The following is a 17,739-nucleotide window of genomic DNA, read 5'->3' on the forward strand; positions in this document are numbered from 1 at the left end:
GTGCCGTCCATGCCGAGTTTTGGCATGAACACTTCCCGAAACGGTTACTCCTTGGTACGAAAGATCCGGCAGAGATCCTGCTATGGGAGGTTTCATGAGACTGTCCCGATTCATGCCAGCCGCATCCGCGCTGCTCCTCACCGCCGCTCTCGCCGTCTTCGGCGTGAGCCCGGCACATGCCGCAGGGCCCGTGTATGCGGCCCTCGGAGACTCCTACTCCGCCGGGGTCGGCTCCGGGAGCTACGACAGCTCCAGCGGTACCTGCTACCGCAGCAGCAAGGCGTACCCCGCCTTGTGGGCCGCCGCGCATAACCCGTCCGGGTACTCTTTCACCGCTTGTTCCGGCGCCACGACCACCGATGTGATCAACAGTCAACTCGGTCCGCTCAGCACCGCCACCACCCTGGTCAGCATCAGCATCGGTGGCAATGACGCCGGTTTCTCCGACGTCATCAGCACCTGTGTGCTCGACTCCGACAGCACCTGCCTCGCCCGCATCGCCACCGCCACCGACTACGCCACCAACACCCTGCCCGGCAGGCTCGACGCGGTCTACGACGCCATCAGCGCCAAGGCGCCCAACGCCCATGTCGTCGTCATCGGCTACCCCCGTTTCTACAAGCTCGGCACCATCTGCATCGGCCTCAGCGAGACGAAGCGGGCCGCCATCAATGACGCCGCCGACCTCCTTGACACCGTCCTCGCCAAGCGCGCCGCCGACCACGGCTACGCCTTCGGCGACGTACGGACCACCTTCACCGGCCATGAACTCTGCTCAGGCTCCGCGTGGCTGCACAGCCTGACCTTGCCGTCCTACGAGTCCTATCACCCGACCGCGTCCGGCCAGTCCGGGGGCTACCTGCCCGTGTTCAGCGCGGCGGTATAGCGCAGCCGCGGTACGGCGATGTCGTCTCCGTCGATCCGTACGTCGACGGAGGCGCTTCGCAGTCCGAAAGGTACGACAGCTCGGTGTGGGCGACCGTCCGGCTCTTCGCCCCGCCCGTGGGGAAACCGGCGGTCTTCCACCCCGGGTCCGAACTCCCGCCATCGCCGGTCGTCGTCGACGGCCCAGTTGTCGTCGCCGCACCGCCGCCGACCACGGTCCCGGTGCCGTTCACCGACCGGCCTCCGCCACCGTTGTGCGTCAGCACCCATGCGATGCCGCCCGCCGCCAGCAGCAGAGCCAGAACGCCCGCCGCCATCGCGGCCACCGCCCGGCGGGGGCGCTTCCGCCGACCGCGCGCGGTGATGGCCCTGGCAGCGGCGGCCGGCGACGCGTGCGCGCGCGCCGACGGCGGAGTGAACGGTGCCGCCGGCGCCCGGATCCCGACGACGGTCGGCGCGGAGTAAGGAGTGCGGCCCGCTGCCACCTCGTCCAGAATCCGCTGGGCCTCCCAGCCGCTCAGGCGCCGCGCCGGATCCTTGCGCAGCAGCCCCTCCAGCACGGGGACGAGCGGTTTCGCCCGGCGCGGGACCGGTGGTTCCTCCTCCACCACCGCGCGCATCGTGCTCAGCGCCGTGTCGCGGTGGAACGGCGAATCCCCTTCCACCGACACAAAGAGCAGCACCCCCAGTGACCACAAGTCCGACTCCGGCCCCGGAGTACGCCCCAACGCCCGCTCGGGCGGCAGGAACTCCGGCGAGCCGACCAGTTCCCCAGTACGGGTCAGGGCCGAGCTGCCCTCGAACGTCGCGATCCCGAAGTCGGTGAGCACCACTCGGCCGTCATCGCCGATCAGCACATTTCCCGGTTTCACATCCCGGTGCAGTACGCCTTTCTCGTGCGCCGCGCGCAGGCCCGCCAGCACCCGCCCGCAGATCTGCGCGGCCCGGCGCGGTTCCAACGGCCCCTCGGCGCTCAGCACGTCCGACAGAGTCAGCCCGCGGACCAGCTCCATCACGATCCACGGGCTGCCCTCGGCCATCGCCACGTCGTACACCGTGATCACGTTGGGGTGTTCGACGCGGGCCGCCGCTCGGCCCTCCTGCTCCAACCGGGCATAGAGCTGCCGCACTCCGTGCTCGTCGAGCCCCGCCGGGGCCCGTACCTCCTTCACCGCGACCTCGCGGCCGAGCACCTCGTCCAGCGCCCCCCACACCACGCCCATGCCACCCCGGCCGAGCTCGCTGAGCAGCCGGTACCGCCCCGCGACGATCCGTGTTGGCATCGGCACCCCCCATCCGTCCGTCCCGGATCGATTCGACAGGTTTCCTCCCACACCATCAGCCAAGCGTCGTCGCCACCCCGCGCAGCACCAGCCCGCACCCCAGCGCCAGAACCACCGCCGCGGTGCTCAACGGCGCCAACCGGTGGGCCAGCGTCAGCAGCCGCCCCTGCGCCCTCTCCCGGGTGCGCCGCGCGACCCGCTCCCCGACCCGTACGACCAGGAACCCAGCTGCCGTCAGCGTCAGCGCCAGCCCCGCCCCGTACGCCAGCACCAGCAGGAACCCGAACCATGCCTGCCCCAGGGCCGCCGCCCCGACCAGCACCACCACTGCCGACGGGCTCGGTACCAGCCCCCCGGCGAACCCGAGCAGGATGGTGCCGCGGAGGGTGGGGCCGGCGGAATGGCTGTGAGCGTGCGGACGGGGGTGCGGGTGGGTGTGCGGGTGCGGGTGATCGTGAGGGGCCGGAGCGCTCGTTTCGGGCTCTGGCTGTTCGGAGGTCAGGACCGTCTTCGTGCTGTGCGCCGATGCGGCCGATGTGGCCGACGCGGAGACGAGCACGCGGTCATGGGGTTCCGCAGTAGGTCCGTGCGGGTGCGGGTGCGGGTGCGCGTGCGGGTGGCCGTGGCCGTGGCTGTGCCCGTGGTCGTGTCCGTGGTCGTGCCCGTGACTGTGTGGTTGGTCGCGCAACCGCCAGGCTCGGCGCAGAAGTATGGCGCCCGCGAACGCGACGAGGACGCCGCTGGCGATGCCGAGCCAGGCGATGACCGATGGCGCCGCCGCCGAGCCGGCGGTGACGAGGGCCCCCAGGGCGAAGACTCCCATGGTGTGTGTGGCGGTCACCGAAGCGCCGAGGGCGAACATGTCGCGCCGCGAACGGCGGCCGCCGGCTGCCGCGGCCGCGGCCATCATGGTCTTGCCGTGCCCCGGCGCCAAGGCGTGCATCGCGCCAAGGATCAGTGCCGTACCGAGGGCAAGGATCGCGAAGCCGAACGTCAGGTGGTGCCGGGCGACCAGACCGGTGAGGGCCTGCGTCCAACGGTCCGTGCCACGCGGCAGGATACCGGCGGCGGGCGTCTGCGTCCCGGTGCCATCGTCGGCGAGCGCGGGGCCGCCGGGGGCGGCACGCAGGGTCGCGGAGCGTATGTTGTCCGGGGAGGACAGGAGATCGCGGGGATACGAGGTCAGCCGCCGCGACAGCGACTTCTCCGGTACGTCCGAACCGCTGAGCGTCATCCGGTCTCCGCGTGCGGTGATCTCCCGCCACCCCGGGCCCGTCCCGATGTCCGCAGGCGTGTACGCGACCGATGTCCGCTCCCCGCGCGGCAGCTTGGCCGTCAGCCGGCACTCCACCCGCAACGTCGGCAGGCCGGCCTGCCCCGGCCGCACCGCTGCCGTCGCCGCCTCCGTCACCGGGCGTTCCGGCTTGCCGTCCACCGTCAGCCGGCCGCCCCGCACGGCGGCCTCGCACCGCGTTTTCGCCCACGCCGTCAACTCACCCCCCGTCATCTTCCCGTCCCTGTCCGCGTCGACCAGTGGCTTCGCCTGCGCGGCCGGGATCTCCGCCAGGTCCTCCACATGGTCGATCCGCAGCTTTCCGGGTGCGGCCACCAGCCCGTCGTACCGGTTGACGGTGAAATTGCCCAGCGGGTGGGCGCTGGCAGCCCCGGCGGGCAGTAGCACGAGTGCTGCCGCAGCCGCCGCGACGGCTCCGCCCGCGGCGATCCTGCGTCGAATCATGATCGGTTCTCCTCAGCGGAAGTATGTGCCCGTGCTCCGGCGGCTCGCGGGCCCGGCGCCTGCGGCGCTTTCCCCTCCCCGCCCCTTCCCGGCTGCGGCCGGTATGCGGCTGGCGCCGCGTGGGGGCTCCGCCCCCAGGCCCGCCCCTTACGCTCTGCGGGCGTGGGGAGACCCCAGGTCCTCAAACGCCGGGCGGGCTGGATTTGGCCGATGTTGTGGGCAGGCGTTCCGCAGGGCCGAGCGGAGCGAGACGGGGGCACCTCCTGGGGGCACCTCCCGGCCGAAGGCTGGGGGAGGTAGCTGGGGGAGGGTGGGCACAACCCGGCCACCGGCCCGCACATGAACACCGGGGCCCGGGGCAGAGCCCTGGTTTTGGGAAGGGGCGGGCCGGGGAGGCCGGGCCCAGCGGCGGGACGGCGCGTCGCCGAGCGCAGAGCTCATCGCGCGCCGCCCAGGGCCTTGAGCGCGGCCCGCGCGGCCTTCGCGCCGGTCGGGGAGAATCCCGGGTTCAGCTTGAGCGCCGCGGCGAGGTCGCGGCGGGCGGCGGCACGGTTGCCGAGGGCCCGCTGGATCATGCCGCGGTGGTAGAGGAAGGTCGCGTTGCGGTACCCGGGCGCGAGCGCGCGCTTGGCGTACGGAAGTGCCTCGCGGTCGCGCCCGTTGACATGCAGCGACCAGGCCAGGGCGTCCGCGGTGTGGACGCTGTGGCGGCGCTGCCACTCGGCGCGGGCGGCGTCGAGGGCCTCCTTCGGGTCGCCGTGGTCGGCCGCGACCAGCGCGGTGTCCAGGTCGGTGGCGACGCCGTTGGCGCGGGCCAGCTTGATCCAGGTGCTGACGACGCTGTACTGCTGGTCGGCCCGGTCGTGGTCACCCTTCGCCTCGTAGACCTCGCCGAGGGCGGCGAGCTCCGCAGGCAGCGGGTAGCGGCGCACGACCTCGCCGAGGTCGTGCGCGGCGGCGTCGAGGTCGCCGCGCGCGGCGTACGTACGGCCGCGGCCCTCGATCGCCGGCAGGTAAGAGGGTGTGGCGCGCAGCGCTGTGGCGAAGTGGCCGAGGGCGGCACTGTACTCGCCCTGGGCCCAGGCGAGATTGCCGAGCGCGGTGGAGACGTAGGAGATGTCACCGACGGCGGTGGCGGAGTCGAGGGCTTGCACGAGGATGCGTTTGGCGCCGGCCGGGTCGCCGCGCAGTTCTGTGACGTAGGCGAGGCGGGTGAAGATCGGGATGCCGGGGCGGGTGGCGTCGGCGTGCTTGGCGGCGGCGTAGGCGTCGTCGTACCGGCCGAGTTCGACGAGGGCGTCAATGCGGATGGCGAGGCCGCGCTCGCTGTAGGCGTTGATGGCGAGGGCCTGATCGGCGTAGCGCAGGGCCACGGTGAAGTCGTGGCGGGCGGCGGCGAGGGCGGCCCGCCCGGCGAGGGCGGCGTCGTTGTCGTTCGGCCGGATCTTCATGGAGCGGGCGAATGCCTCCTCGGCCTGGGGATAGCGGGTCGGGTCGCCTGTGGTGCGGGCCTGTTCGATGTAGGCCGCGCCGAGGGTGGCCCAGCTGCCGTAGTCCATGGGCTGGGACCGCAGTTCGGCCTGGAGGGCGGCGATGGTGGTCGCGAGGTTGCTGTTGCTCAGCTGGGCCAGCGGCACTTCGGCGGCCACGGCCGCCCGGGTCGTGGACGAGCCGTGCGAGGACGAGCCAAGTGCGAGCGCCACGGTGGTGAACGCCACCGCCAGCGTCACGGACACGGCTGCGGCCCGGAACCACCGCCGCGTCACCTTGACGGTCGGTTCGACGGTCGGCGGCCGGACCGGGTCGGCGACCGGTGTCTCCTGGCCGGGAGAGCTCGACATGGTCTCTGCCTCTCTGAGAGGACCGCCGCGGAGGCGGGGGATGGGTGTTGGTACGGAGTGGAGGGCCTGCCCGGGAGCGCCGGACAGGCCCTCTGCCGCCGGCCCGGGACGAGGGGGTAGTCACGTGCCGGCGGCGGGGCGGGCGCGGCCGGGCCGTGGGGGATTCACGCGGCCGCGCCCGGTTCTTGGGGTCAAGCCCGGTGGTAGGGGGTGCTGCGGCGCATGCGCCACCAGGCCAGGGCGGAGCCGATCAGGAGCACGCCCACGCCGCCGGAGGCGATGGAGGCGATCAGGACCGTGTTGCTGTTGGAGCTGGTCCCCGCGGCGATGCCGGGGTTGAAGGCGGTACCGGTCAGGGCCGACTTGCCCGACGTACCGCTGCTGCTGGTGGTGGTGCCCTTGGCGAGCGCGCCATGGGAGCCGGAGTTGGGCTCGCCGATGTACGGGAAGCTCTTCTCGAACGACACGTCGTTGGCGTCTACCGCGTCGCCGAGGTCGTTCTTGCTGCCGACCAGCTCGCCCTCGACGGTCTGGAGGGCGATGTCGAGGACGTCATCGGTGAGCCTGCGCCCGTTGGGGAAGCCGGCGTTGTCGCCGTCGAGGACACCGAGCCGCTTGGGCTTGGCGGTCGGCGCGATCGAGGTGTTGAGCCGCAGTTCTTCCGCCGGGCGTACGTACGGCGGCTGGTTGAGGCCCTTGACGCCGGTCAGGAACACCGACACCAGGTCGTTACGGGGCTCGGACGGGGCCGGGATCTTGTAGATCGCCTCTATCAGCTTGGGCAGTTCGGGGTTGGTGACGTTCTTGAGGAACTGCGCGTCGTACCAGGGCTGGGAGGCGTTGAACTTGTCCTTGTCCTTCAGCGGGTTGATGACCTCGTTGACCAGAGGGTTGCCGAGCCGCGAGACCTGGACGTAGTCGCCGTAGGAGTCCTTCTTCTGGGTGGTGGACCAGATGCCCAGAATGGGCTGCTTCGAGGATTCCACGATGTACTTGGTGGGCACCTGCAGGGCGACAGTGTTGACGTTGTAGCCCTTGAGGGTGTCATTGCCGACCTCGGACAGGTTGCCGCCGTAGAGCAGGTCGAAGACCCGCAGGTCGGCGAAGAACGGGTCGTCGGCCTGACCGGCGAAGGCCGTGGTTCCGTAGCCGATGTCCTTGACGGCCTGGCTGCGCAGGGTCGCGTAGTTCGGCATGGAGGCCTGGCCGACGTTCGACGGGGCGACCGGCAGGTTCTTGGCGATCCGGGTCCTCTTGACCACCCGGTCCTTCTTGATCTTCAGCAGATCGATGTCGTACGTCTGGATGAAGTTGAGGTCCGGGTCGTCGAGGCTGGTGACCACGCCCGTGTTGTAGAGGAAGGTGTCGCCGCTGCGGGTGTGGTCCTTGAAGGTCCAGCGGTAGATGTAGTCGCTCTTGCCGTCGCCGTCGTTGTCGATGTGGATGTCGTACTGGCCGTCCTCGGCGAACTTGTAGAAGTTCGGGCCGCCCCCGGGCTCCTCGAACGGGATCCAGTTGGCCACCAGCGTGGTGGTGTCCGGCTTGTCGGGGCTGACGAACGCGTACAGGTCCGTGTTGTCGAACTGCGGCTGGCCCGAGATCAGCGGGGCCTCCCGGTGGCTGGAGGCTTCCGCCGTCCCCGGCTGGAGGCCGGCGACGCCCGCACTGGCGAGTACCCCGGTGGCCAGCGTGCCGGCTGCCAGCAGTGCGATCCTCCTGGTCGCCCTGAACCGCGGCCTGAGCCTGCCCCTGAAGATTGCGGTCATCGCGTCGGTCCTTCGTCCTTCGGTGAGTGCCGCCCCCCTGCCGGAAGCGGTGCCTGCGAGGGGTGTTCGGAGCCGGAACGGCCGCGGATTGGTCGGGTCCGGAAATTGTTTTGGGGAATCCGCGCCGATTCTTCGTATCGAACGTCTGAAGGACTTTGCGGCTGCCGGAAGAATGGCTGGCCACTGACATGGAGGCAGGGTGGATCAGGACGGCAAGGAAGCGGACCGGCTGCTCCCGCTCGTCGCGAGAGGCGACCAGCAGGCGTTCGAGGAGCTGTACGGTCTGGTGGCCGGGCCCGTTTACGGGCTTGTACGACGGGTGCTGCGCGATCCCGCGCAGACCGAGGAGGTGGCTCAGGAAGTGATGCTCGACGTCTGGCGCAGCGCCACCCGTTACGACTCGGGGCGCGGCACCGCCCTTGCCTGGATACTCACTCTCGCCCACCGGCGCGCCGTTGACCGGGTACGCTCGGCCCGCGCCGCCGGTGAACGCGAGTTGCGGGTAGGGCAGCGCATGGAGGGGCCCGCCTTTGACCAGGTCGCCGAGGCGGTCGAGGGTAATTTGGAGCGCGAGTGGGTACGCCGCTGCCTGGGGCGGCTCACTGATCTGCAGCGGCAGTCGGTCACCCTGGCGTACTACGACGGCTACACCTATCGCGAGGTCGCGACTCTTCTCTCCGTACCGCTCGGCACGGTCAAGACCCGTATGCGCGACGGCCTGACGCGGCTGCGTGAATGTCTGGGGAGCCCGGTATGAGAACCGGTATGGGAAAGAGCGCTATGCACGAACTGGCGGCGGCCTACGCCCTGGACGCGTTGGAACCGCGCGAACTGCGCCGGTTCGAGCGACATCTGCCGGAGTGCCCCGAATGCGAGGAGCAGGTGCGGCTCCTGTCGCAGGACGCCGTGCGGCTCGGGTGCGCCGCGGCGGTGCTCCCGCCGGACCGGCTGCGGGAACGGGTGCTGATGGCGGTGCGGACCACCGCCCAGGAGCCGCCGCTCGTCCCGGCCCGGCCGGCTGTGTCGGCCCGGTCGGCGGTACGGGCCCGGGCCCGGGGCGCCGCGCGTGGGGCCGGTGCCAGGCTGGGATCACGGGCCAGGCCGCAGCGGCGCTTCGCGGTGCGGCTGACCGCGGGCCTGGCCGTCGCGAGCCTGGTGGCGGCGGCCGCCCTCGGGGTGCTGCTGGCCCGTACGGACGCGGAGCTCGAACAGCAGCGGACGGCCGCGCGGGCGGTCAACCAGGTGCTGGCCGCCGCGGACGCGAAGACCGTGAGCGCGAAGGGGATCACCGCGATCGTCTCTCCGGGGCTCCGCCGTGCCGTGGTGACCGCGCACGGGCTGGCCACCCCGCCGCAGGGGCGGGTGTACCAGTTGTGGCTGATGGACCCGCCGGCCGGCCAGGGGCAGCAGCGTACCGTCCGGTCGGTCGGGCTGCTGTCGATGGACTCGGCGACCGGGACCAGCGGTCCGCTGGTCGCCACCGCACTCGCCGACGGCTCTGCGGTATTGGCGGTGACTATTGAGCCGGATGGAGGATCGGCACAGCCGACGACCGAACCCGTGACCCAACTTCCGCTCGCGGGTTCGGGATTGGGGGCATAAGTGTCAACACCCTTGACGTACAGGTGAATCCGGTGCAGGGGATGCGCGAGTGACGGGGAGGAGCGATAGGGTTAACCTGCCCGGGCCGGGTGCCCTAGTACGGGTGGGGAGTGTCATGGAACAGATAGCAATGCGGAGCAGGCCACGAGTGCCTGCCATCAACTGCGGGAGCAGCGCCTCCAGCGCGCGTGTGGACCGCCATCTCGCGATACTGGCCGGGCCTGCCCTGCCACAGCGCGAGACGGAGGAGGCCACGCTGCTGATGCGTGAGCTGACCCAGCGCGACACCGAAAGCACCACCGCCAGCCGTGGTGCTCGTATGTCGCTGTTCGCGCCACTGCGGCGGCTGCGCCGCTCGCTGTTCGGCAGCCGCGGCTGACGAGCTGACCGGCGGTTACGTTCTTATGGATCCGGGGTGAGCACACCGTCCCGGCACCGCGTTGTGCCCTGGGGGCAGCGCGTCGGTGTGCTCACAGGAGGGCGAACTGTCCTCCAGGACCCTCCTCGCGGTGGTCCAGTACGGAGGCGGGCTGTCGTGCTCCCTCCGGGACCGGCAGCACCCCCGCGGCGCGCAACCCGGCAGCGTCGATGCGGGGGCCCTCGGCCAGCCGCCTGATGATCCGGCGCCGCTGAGGGCGCGTCTCGGCTAGCAGTGCCAGTACGGTAATCAGCTCCAGCAGTTCCGAGGTCCAGGTGCGCGGCCAGCTCCTTGACGCCGCCCGCCGTTCGAACCATGTCTCCAGCACGCGGGTACCACCCGCGTGGAACTCCCAGACCGCGGCCGGCACAGGGGCGATACGCCCGGTGCCGAGGTGCAGTGCCTCCTCTTCGGGGTCATAGCCCAGACCGGCGGGGGCATCGGGGATCACTGCCCGTACATAGGGGCGCTTGCCACCCGGCAGCCGCGGATTCCCGGTGCGGGTGTGGAGCTGGAGAGTGTGGTGCCCCAGGGCAACCCCCTCCGCCCACAGCCCGGGGTCGGCAGTGAGCGGCACGTCGCGGCCGGCAGGGGAATGGCGGGCCGCGACCGCCGTCCAGGCGAGGATGTCCCCGGGCGCGACTGGCAGGCCCAGCCGGTCCGCGAGATGCTCCCGCAATCCCGGCGCCAGGTTCGGGTCCAGACCGCCGGGGCGCCGGAAGAGGGGCCGGATCCGGCCCGGGCGTCCGGCCGGCGCATGACCGTCCGGCAGCAGCGCGGAGAACACCAGCGGCGGCCCGGGGCTCTGCTGAATCCTTGCCTGTTCGACCGCGAAGATCTGCTGCTGCCCGTCGGCGACCCGCCACAGTTCCGGACGGGCGGTGTCGATCAGCCGGTGGTCCGGTATCAGCCACTGCTGGTCGAAGGCTCCATGCAGCACCCGCACCGGCTCCGGGCAGCGGCCGCTCTCCAGCGCGAGCCGGGTCGTCGGCGCCGGATGACCGGGCAGTTGCGCAACAGCGCTGTGCAGCGTCCGGCCCTTGGTCGGATGGAAGAGCGCTTCTCGTTCCGCCTCCGATCCGGCCTGCACCAGCTGCTCCCACCGGGCGGTGAGCGTCGCGGCGTCGGGGGCGAGCACCCAGCTCCGGCCGAGCCGCAGGGGTGCGACGGACCAGGGCATCAGATCGGTCAGCGCGGGCGCGTCACCGTACTTCTCTGTGCCCGATGCGGCGGAACCCGCAGAACTCGCAGAACCCGTAGAACCATTCCCCACCTTCCGCATGCTACTGATGCGGCTCAGGGGGCCTCCAGGGAGACCGTGAATGAGAACCGGTCACCTCGGTAGTGGATGCGCACGACATCCACCACACGGCCCGTGCCGTCATAGGTCACCCCCGTGTAGTGCAGGATCGGGCTCAGCAGCGGAACTTGGAGCAGTCGCGCGGTCTCCGGGTCGGAGAGACGCGCCTCAACCGTGTCGGTGATGCGGCTGATGCTGACGCCCAGGACATCGCGCAGCACCTTGGTCATCGGCCAGCGGGCGAGGTCGGCCAGATCGATCCGGTCGGCGAGCTCCGGAAGGAGGAAGTTCTCCGCCCAGTTGGTCGCCATGCCCTCCTCGTCGCAGCGCAGCCGCCGGTAGGTCGTCACCTCGGTGAGCCCCGGGAAGTGCTCGGCCAGCTCAACCGGTACCGGCGCGGGCCCGTGGCTGAGCACCGCGGTCCGGTCACCGGACTGCAGGGCCACGATCGTGTCCACCGATCCCAGCAACCGCACCGGCGCGCCACGCCGTGCCGCCGGCTGGATGAAGGTGCCGCGCCGCCGGTGCCGGCTGATCAGCCCTTCCGCCTCCAGCTCCTTGAGCGCCTGCCGCATGGTGAGCACGCTCACGCCGTAGTGCTCGGCCAGGGCATCCTCCGTCGGCAGCCGTAGAGAGGCATCCGCCTGGCGGTTGAGTATCGAGGCGCGCAGCGACTGCGACACCTGGTACCACAAGGGCAGTTTGCGGTTCAGGCCGAGAGAGTCGGGCGCGAAGGCGGTCACGGCCGGCCGTGCCAATGCCGTTCGAGCCCCCGCCACACCTCGTCGTACCCTGGCCGCTGGTGCTCCGCCGCCAGCGCGTAAGCGGTCGGGACGACCGGCCAGCGCGTCTCGAACATGAAGGCCAGGCCATCATCGACCTTCTGCGGTATCAGGTCGGCGCTGCTCGCCGTGTCGAAGGTCATCCGGTCCGGGCCGTGCGCGGACATCATGTTGTGAAGCGAGGCGCCGCCAGGGACGAAGTCCTCCGCCCTGGCGTCATAGGCGCCCTCGACCAGGCCCATGACGTGCTGGGGGGAGTTGCGTCCGACCGGCAGGGCGCCCGGGACAGCCTCGCTGGTGTGCTCGTTCCCGAACCCGGGTGAGTACAGGAGTTCCTTCGGGCTGGCGCTGCTGATCATCACCGGCTCCCCTCGTCGACCTATTCCTATGCTGAACCACAGGAATCGATCCGGCAAGAGCCTCGGACCGGGCTGTGGACAACCCCCGCCGTACCCACGGACCGATTGTCGGTACTCGCCGGTAATCTCGGATACGACCGTGCGCCGCCGCCGTCCCCGGGAGGGCCCATGAGTACCCGTACCGCCCTGCGTATCTGCCCGCTGTGCGAAGCCACCTGCGGCCTCACCCTGACCATCGACGAGGGCCGCGTCACGCATGCCCGCGGTGACCGGGAGGATGTTTTCAGCGCGGGTTTCGTCTGTCCCAAGGGCGCCTCCTTCCCCGCCCTGGACACCGACCCCGACCGTCTGAGCCGCCCCCTGGTGCGGCGGGACGGCCGGCTGGTGGAGGCGAGCTGGGCCGAGGCGTACGAGGCGGTGGCCGCCGGCCTCGGCCGGGTGATCCGGGAGCACGGCGGGGAGTCCGTCGCCGTCTACCTCGGCAATCCCAATGTGCACACCGTCGCGGGCGGCCTTTACCCGCCGCTGATCATCCGCGCCCTGGGCACCCGCCAGATCTACGCGGCCAGCACCCTCGACCAGATGCCCAAACAGGTCGCCTGCGGTTTCCTCTTCGGCCAGGCCTTCGCGATCCCCGTCCCGGACCTGGACCGTACCCACCACCTCGTGATCATCGGCGCCAACCCGTTGGTCTCCAACGGCAGCCTGGTCACCGCCGCAGACTTTCCCGGCAAGCTCAAGGCGCTGCGCGGGCGCGGCGGCCGGCTCACCGTCATCGACCCCACCCGCACCCGGACGGCCGAATTGGCCGACCAGCACATCCGCCCGCGTCCCGGCACCGACGCGGCCCTGCTCTTCGCGATGGTCAATGTCCTGTTCAGCGAGGGCCTGACCGACCTGGGCGGCCTCCAAGGGCAGGTCACCGGCGTCGAAGAGGTCCGCGCGCTCGCCGAGCCCTTCAGCCCCGAGGCGGTGGCCGCCCACTGCGATGTCCCCGCCGAGGACATCCGGACCCTCGCCCGCGCACTGGCCGCCGCCCCCTCGGCCGCCGTCTACGGGCGGATCGGCAGCACCACCGTCGAGTTCGGCACCCTGTGCAGCTGGCTCATCGACGTCATCAACACCCTGACCGGCAATCTCGACCGCCCCGGCGGTGTGATGTTCCCGCTCTCGCCCACGGGCCGGGCGCCCCGTCCGCCCAAGCCCGGCAGGGGCTTCACCACCGGCCGCTGGCGCAGCCGTGTCTCCGGCCATCCCGAGACCGTCTCCGAGCTGCCCGCCGCTGCTCTCGCCGAGGAGATCGAGACACCCGGCGAAGGGCAGGTGCGAGCCTTTCTCGCCATCGCCGGGAACCCGGTCCTGTCCGCCCCCGACGGTGAACGGCTCGACCGGGCGCTGGCTCAGGTCGGCTTCATGGTCAGTGTGGATCCCTACCTCAACGAGACCTCGCGTCACGCCCACGTCGTCCTGCCCCCGCCCCCGCCCTCCCAGAGCGCTCACTTCGACTTCGCCTTCACCAACTTCTCCGTCCGCGACAACGCCCGCTACTCCCCGCCGCCGCTCCCGCTCGCCGACGGCCGCCCGGACGAGGCGGAGATCCTCGCCACACTCGTCATGATCATGTACGGCGCGGGGCCGGACGCCGACGCCTCGGTCGTCGACGAGCAGGCCATCGCCGCCACCCTCGCCAAGGAGACCGCCGACCCGCACTCCCCGGTCGCCGGCCGCGATCCGGCCGAACTCACCGCCCGGCTCACCGGCCGTACCGGCTACGAGCGCCGTCTCGACCTGATGCTCCGCCTCGGCCCGTACGGCGACGCCTTCGGCACCGACCCCAGCGGTTCAGGACCGGCCCTGACCCTCGAACGGCTCCTCGCTCACCCGCACGGCATCGACCTCGGCCCGCTCAAGCCCCGGATCCCCGAGGTGCTGCGCACCGCCTCCGGCAAGGTGGAGCTGGCCCCCGCCACGCTCGTGGCCGACGTACCCCGGCTGCGCCGGTCCCTGAGCGACCACCGCGACGGCGGCCTGGTCCTCGTCGGCCGCCGCCATCTGCGCTCCAACAACAGCTGGATGCACAACGTCCCGGCACTCACCGGCGGCACCAACCGCTGCACGATCCAGGTCCACCCCGAGGACGCCGCCCGGCTCGGCCTCACCGATGGCGGTCCCGCCCGGGTCAAGGGCGACGGCGGGGAAGTCCAGGTCCCCGTCGAGATCACCGACGCCGTCCGCCCCGGAGTGGTGAGCCTCCCGCACGGCTGGGGCCACCACCGCGACGGCACCCGGCTGGCCCATGCCTCACGTGAGCCGGGTGTGAACGTCAACCAGCTCCTCGACGGCAGCCGGCTGGATCCGCTGTCCGGCACGGCCGTCCTCAACGGCTTCCCGGTCCAGGTCGCCCCGGCCTGACCGGTCCCGGACCGGGGACGCCGGATCGAGGAGTGCCTTGGCCGAGGGCGCCTGGCGGACAAAAAACTATCGGCGCTAGTTTGGGGTTCCTCAAAGCTCGGGAGGACGAAGTGAAGGCCTACGACGGCATGTACATCGACGGCGCCTGGCGGCCCGCCGCCGGAGACGAGCGGATCGAGGTGGTCAACCCGGCCGACGAGCAGGTGATCGCCACCGTCCCGGCGGGCACCGCGCAGGACGTGGATGAGGCGGTGCGGGCCGCCCGTGCCGCCTTTCCCGGCTGGGCCGCCACCGCGCCCGCCGAGCGGGCCGCCCGGATCGCCGCGCTCCGGGACGCGCTCGCCGCCCGCCGCGAGGAGATCGCCGGCACGGTGAGCGCCGAGCTGGGCGCCCCGCCCGCCTTCAGCCGGGCGGTCCACGCCGATCTGCCGGTGGCGGTGGCCGGCTCGTACGCCGAGTTGCTGGGGAGTCACGAGTTCGAGGAGAAGATCGGCAATTCGACCGTCTTCCATGAACCGGTCGGCGTCGTCGGAGCGATCACTCCCTGGAACTATCCGCTGCACCAGATCGTCGCCAAGGCCGCCCCGGCTTTCGCCGCCGGCTGCACGGTCGTCCTCAAGCCCGCCGAGGACACCCCGCTGGTCGCCCGGCTCTTCGCCGAGGCGGTGCACGAAGCGGGCTTCCCCGCGGGAGTGTTCAACCTGGTCACCGGCCGTGGACCGGTCGCCGGCCAGGCGCTGGCCGGGCACGAGGGCGTCGACCTGGTGTCCTTCACCGGTTCGACCGCCGTCGGCAGGCAGATCGCCGCCACCGCGGGTGCCGCCGTCAAGCGCGTCGCTCTCGAACTCGGCGGCAAGTCGGCCAATGTGATCCTGCCCGGCGCGGACCTCGCCAAGGCCGTCAATGTGGGCATCGCCAATGTCTTCTCCAACGCGGGCCAGACCTGCAGTGCCTGGACCCGGATGCTCGTTCATACCGAGCAGTACGACGAGGCCGTCGCCCTCGCGGCCACCGCCGCCGCGAAATACGTCCCCGGCGGCGACCGCCTCGGCCCGGTCGTCAGTGCCAGGCAGCGCGACCGGGTCCGCGGCTACATCCGGCGCGGCATCGAGGAGGGCGCCCGCCTCGTCGCCGGCGGCCCCGACGCCCCCGAGGGCCGCAGCACCGGCTACTACATCCGCCCCACCGTATTCGCGGATGTCACGCCTGGTATGACCATTGCCCAGGAGGAGATCTTCGGCCCTGTCATCTGCGTCATCCGCTACGAGGACGAGGCCGATGCCCTCCGCATCGCCAACGGCACCGTCTACGGCCTCGCCGGAGCCGTCTGGGCCGCCGACGAAGCCACGGCCACGGCCTTCGCCCGCCGCATGGACACCGGACAGGTCGATATCAACGGCGGCCGCTTCAATCCCCTCGCCCCCTTCGGCGGCTACAAAGATTCGGGCATCGGCCGCGAGCTCGGCGCCCACGGCCTCACGGAATACCTCCACACCAAGTCCCTGCAGTTCTGACCGGGAAAGAGCCGCCATGGTCCGCGCCGCCGTACTGTCCGCCGTCAACGCCCCGCTGGAGATCACCGAGATCGAGATCCCGGCCCCCGGCCCCGGCCAGGTGCGCGTCCGCCTCGCCGCCGCCGGGGTGTGCCACTCCGACCTCTCCCTCTCCAACGGCACCCTCCGCCAGCCCGTCCCGGCCGTCCTCGGTCACGAGGGCGCCGGCACCGTCACCTCTGTCGGCGAGGGCGTCACCGCCGTTGCCCCTGGCGACCCCGTCGTCCTCAACTGGGCCCCCTCCTGCGGCGGCTGTCACTTCTGCGGCCTCGCCGAACCCTGGCTCTGCGCCAACTCCGGCGCCGCCGCCACCGCCCCCTACGCCACCCTCGCCCGCGACGGCAGCGAGCTCTACCCGGGCCTGGGCACCGCGGTCTTCGCCGAGGAGACCGTCGTCCCGGCCAATGCGGTGCTTCCCCTACCCGACGGCGTTCCGCTCACCGACGCCGCTCTGCTCGGCTGCGCCGTCCTCACCGGATACGGCGCCGTGCACCACTCGGCCGCCGTGCGGCCCGGCGAGTCCGTCGCCGTCTTCGGCGCCGGGGGAGTGGGGCTCTCCGTCCTCCAGGCCGCCCGTATCGCGGGCGCCGGCCCGCTCATCGCCGTCGATGCCTCGCCCCACAAGGAGGAGCTGGCCAGGGCCGCCGGAGCCACCGACTTCCTGCTCGCCTCGCCCGACACGGCCAGGCACATCCGCAAGCTCACCGGCGGCCATGGCTCCGATGTCGCCATCGAATGCGTCGGCCGCGCCGACACCATCCGTACCGCCTGGTCCGCCACCCGCCGGGGCGGCCGGACCACCGTCGTCGGCATCGGCGGCAAGGACGACCACGTCTCCTTCTCCGCCCTGGAAATCTTCTACTTCGGCCGTACGCTCTCCGGCTGCGTCTACGGCAACAGTGACCCGGCCGCCGACCTCCCGGTCCTCGCCGGGCACGTCCGGGCCGGCCGGCTGGACCTGAGCGGGCTGGTCACCGAGCGGATCGGCCTCGACGGCATCCCGGGGGCCTTCGAGGCGATGCTCGCGGGGCGCGGCGGCCGAGCCTTGATCGTCTTCTGACAGCAGCGCGGGCACCGGGCGGGCGGGCGGCCCGCCCGCCCAGGGGGTCTCAGCCGCCTATGGCGGTCAGCCGCTGGTATTGCAGCACCAGCCCGTCGACGAGGGCCGTCAGCCCGGTCTCGAACGCTCCCTCGTCGACCCGATGCTGATGGTCGGCGAGCAGATGGGCCTGCCCGAGATGCGGGTAGTCGGCGGGGTCGTAGGCCGATGCGTCGTCGACGAAGCCCCGGGCGAAGGAGCCGAGGGCTGATCCGGCGACGAAGTACCGCATCAGGGCGCCGATGCGGGTGGCGTGGGCCGGCGGCCAGCCGGCGGCGGTCATGCCGCCGAAGACGGCATCGGCCATACGCAGTCCGGCCGGGCGCCGGCCCGGGCCCTGGGCGAGGAAGGGCACGATGTGGGGGTGGGCGGTGAGCGCCGCGCGGTAGGAGCGGCCCCAGCCCAGCAGCGCCGCGCGCCAGTCCGGGCCACCGTCGAACATCGACAGGTCGACCTGGGCGACGACGGTGTCGGCGACGGCGTCGAGAATCTCGTCCTTGGTCGCGAAGTGGTTGTAGAGCGACGGCCCGCTCACGCCGAGTTCGGCCGCGAGCCGCCGCGTGGAGACCGATTGCAGCCCTTCGGCGTCCACGAGCGCCAGAGCGGCGGAGACGATGCGCTCACGGCTGAGCAAGGGCTTGCGGGGACGTGCCATGCGGCACATAGTAGGGGCCGTCTATCTGAAACTAGCAGTGCTAATT

Annotated in this window: 15 protein-coding genes; 7 read left to right on the forward strand and 8 right to left on the reverse strand. The window is 71.5% G+C overall.

Going from position 1 to position 17,739, the window contains the following annotated elements:
- The first annotated feature begins 94 nt into the window (after window positions 1–94).
- Window positions 95–886, forward strand: a complete 792-nt coding sequence (locus FCI23_RS24830; RefSeq protein WP_136726139.1) for an SGNH/GDSL hydrolase family protein — start codon at window positions 95–97, stop codon at window positions 884–886.
- On the opposite strand, the gene FCI23_RS24835 is transcribed toward FCI23_RS24830, so the two are convergent.
- The 4 genes from FCI23_RS24835 to FCI23_RS24850 all read right to left on the reverse strand — a co-directional run bounded on the left by FCI23_RS24835 (window position 870) and on the right by FCI23_RS24850 (window position 7,513).
- Entirely contained in the window at window positions 870–2,168 is a 1,299-nt protein-coding gene (locus tag FCI23_RS24835; RefSeq protein WP_136726140.1) for a serine/threonine-protein kinase, read from the reverse strand. The genes FCI23_RS24830 and FCI23_RS24835 overlap by 17 nt on opposite strands.
- Window positions 2,169–2,223: 55 nt before the next feature.
- Window positions 2,224–3,906, reverse strand: a complete 1,683-nt coding sequence (locus tag FCI23_RS24840) for a HoxN/HupN/NixA family nickel/cobalt transporter (protein ID WP_136726141.1) — start codon at window positions 3,904–3,906, stop codon at window positions 2,224–2,226.
- Window positions 3,907–4,343: 437 nt separating this feature from the next.
- Window positions 4,344–5,747 carry a tetratricopeptide repeat protein gene (locus FCI23_RS24845; protein WP_136726142.1) on the reverse strand — a complete coding sequence of 468 codons (1,404 nt, stop codon included), beginning with the start codon at window positions 5,745–5,747 and terminating at the stop codon, window positions 4,344–4,346.
- A 191-nt stretch (window positions 5,748–5,938) separates the two neighbouring features.
- Entirely contained in the window at window positions 5,939–7,513 is a 1,575-nt protein-coding gene (locus FCI23_RS24850; protein WP_136726143.1) for a DUF4331 family protein, read from the reverse strand.
- 199 nt (window positions 7,514–7,712) lie between these two features.
- Here FCI23_RS24850 and FCI23_RS24855 point away from each other — a divergent pair, with 199 nt between their 5' ends.
- The 3 genes from FCI23_RS24855 (at window position 7,713) to FCI23_RS24865 (ending at window position 9,494) form a co-directional block, all read left to right on the forward strand.
- Window positions 7,713–8,270: a sigma-70 family RNA polymerase sigma factor gene (locus tag FCI23_RS24855; RefSeq protein ID WP_136726144.1), complete on the forward strand. Its 558-nt coding sequence runs from the start codon at window positions 7,713–7,715 to the stop codon at window positions 8,268–8,270.
- Window positions 8,267–9,115 carry an anti-sigma factor gene (locus FCI23_RS24860; RefSeq protein WP_136726145.1) on the forward strand — a complete coding sequence of 283 codons (849 nt, stop codon included), beginning with the start codon at window positions 8,267–8,269 and terminating at the stop codon, window positions 9,113–9,115. The genes FCI23_RS24855 and FCI23_RS24860 overlap by 4 nt, the downstream gene beginning before the upstream one ends.
- Before the next feature lie 115 nt (window positions 9,116–9,230).
- Entirely contained in the window at window positions 9,231–9,494 is a 264-nt protein-coding gene (locus tag FCI23_RS24865; protein WP_136726146.1) for a hypothetical protein, read from the forward strand.
- 91 nt (window positions 9,495–9,585) lie between these two features.
- Here FCI23_RS24865 and FCI23_RS24870 read toward each other — a convergent pair whose 3' ends face one another.
- From FCI23_RS24870 to FCI23_RS63860, 3 genes are all read right to left on the reverse strand, one after another.
- Complete coding sequence (locus tag FCI23_RS24870; RefSeq protein ID WP_136726147.1) at window positions 9,586–10,713, reverse strand: type ISP restriction/modification enzyme; 1,128 nt, start codon at window positions 10,711–10,713, stop codon at window positions 9,586–9,588.
- Between the two features lie 116 nt (window positions 10,714–10,829).
- Complete coding sequence (locus FCI23_RS24875) at window positions 10,830–11,576, reverse strand: GntR family transcriptional regulator (protein ID WP_136726148.1); 747 nt, start codon at window positions 11,574–11,576, stop codon at window positions 10,830–10,832.
- Window positions 11,573–12,232, reverse strand: coding sequence for a homogentisate 1,2-dioxygenase domain-containing protein (locus FCI23_RS63860; RefSeq protein WP_136726149.1), 660 nt, complete (start codon window positions 12,230–12,232; stop codon window positions 11,573–11,575). The genes FCI23_RS24875 and FCI23_RS63860 overlap by 4 nt, the downstream gene beginning before the upstream one ends.
- Here FCI23_RS63860 and FCI23_RS24885 point away from each other — a divergent pair.
- The 3 genes from FCI23_RS24885 (at window position 12,143) to FCI23_RS24895 (ending at window position 16,999) form a co-directional block, all read left to right on the forward strand.
- Window positions 12,143–14,386 (forward strand): molybdopterin oxidoreductase family protein, encoded by a 2,244-nt coding sequence (locus FCI23_RS24885; RefSeq protein WP_136726150.1) that lies wholly within the window; start codon window positions 12,143–12,145, stop codon window positions 14,384–14,386. The two genes, FCI23_RS63860 and FCI23_RS24885, sit on opposite strands and share 90 nt — an antisense overlap.
- A 110-nt stretch (window positions 14,387–14,496) precedes the next feature.
- Complete coding sequence (locus FCI23_RS24890; protein ID WP_136726151.1) at window positions 14,497–15,900, forward strand: aldehyde dehydrogenase family protein; 1,404 nt, start codon at window positions 14,497–14,499, stop codon at window positions 15,898–15,900.
- A gap of 16 nt (window positions 15,901–15,916) precedes the next feature.
- Entirely contained in the window at window positions 15,917–16,999 is a 1,083-nt protein-coding gene (locus tag FCI23_RS24895) for a Zn-dependent alcohol dehydrogenase (protein WP_136726152.1), read from the forward strand.
- 49 nt (window positions 17,000–17,048) lie between these two features.
- Here the strand turns inward: FCI23_RS24895 and FCI23_RS24900 are convergent, their stop codons facing one another.
- Window positions 17,049–17,702 carry a TetR/AcrR family transcriptional regulator gene (locus tag FCI23_RS24900; protein ID WP_211265467.1) on the reverse strand — a complete coding sequence of 218 codons (654 nt, stop codon included), beginning with the start codon at window positions 17,700–17,702 and terminating at the stop codon, window positions 17,049–17,051.
- Window positions 17,703–17,739: the final 37 nt, after the last annotated feature.

It is taken from the genome of Actinacidiphila oryziradicis (genome assembly GCF_005047355.1).
Lineage (GTDB): Bacteria > Actinomycetota > Actinomycetes > Streptomycetales > Streptomycetaceae > Actinacidiphila > Actinacidiphila oryziradicis.

Coding starts and splice junctions, on each gene's coding strand:
- FCI23_RS24830 (WP_136726139.1), top strand. CDS start 95: ATGAGACTGTCCCGATTCATGCCAGCCGCATCCGCGCTGCTCCTCACC.
- FCI23_RS24835 (WP_136726140.1), bottom strand. CDS start 2,168: ATGCCAACACGGATCGTCGCGGGGCGGTACCGGCTGCTCAGCGAGCTC.
- FCI23_RS24840 (WP_136726141.1), bottom strand. CDS start 3,906: ATGATTCGACGCAGGATCGCCGCGGGCGGAGCCGTCGCGGCGGCTGCG.
- FCI23_RS24845 (WP_136726142.1), bottom strand. CDS start 5,747: ATGTCGAGCTCTCCCGGCCAGGAGACACCGGTCGCCGACCCGGTCCGG.
- FCI23_RS24850 (WP_136726143.1), bottom strand. CDS start 7,513: ATGACCGCAATCTTCAGGGGCAGGCTCAGGCCGCGGTTCAGGGCGACC.
- FCI23_RS24860 (WP_136726145.1), top strand. CDS start 8,267: ATGAGAACCGGTATGGGAAAGAGCGCTATGCACGAACTGGCGGCGGCC.
- FCI23_RS24865 (WP_136726146.1), top strand. CDS start 9,231: ATGGAACAGATAGCAATGCGGAGCAGGCCACGAGTGCCTGCCATCAAC.
- FCI23_RS24870 (WP_136726147.1), bottom strand. CDS start 10,713: ATGCCCTGGTCCGTCGCACCCCTGCGGCTCGGCCGGAGCTGGGTGCTC.
- FCI23_RS24885 (WP_136726150.1), top strand. CDS start 12,143: ATGAGTACCCGTACCGCCCTGCGTATCTGCCCGCTGTGCGAAGCCACC.
- FCI23_RS63860 (WP_136726149.1), bottom strand. CDS start 12,232: ATGCGTGACGCGGCCCTCGTCGATGGTCAGGGTGAGGCCGCAGGTGGC.
- FCI23_RS24895 (WP_136726152.1), top strand. CDS start 15,917: ATGGTCCGCGCCGCCGTACTGTCCGCCGTCAACGCCCCGCTGGAGATC.
- FCI23_RS24900 (WP_211265467.1), bottom strand. CDS start 17,702: ATGTGCCGCATGGCACGTCCCCGCAAGCCCTTGCTCAGCCGTGAGCGC.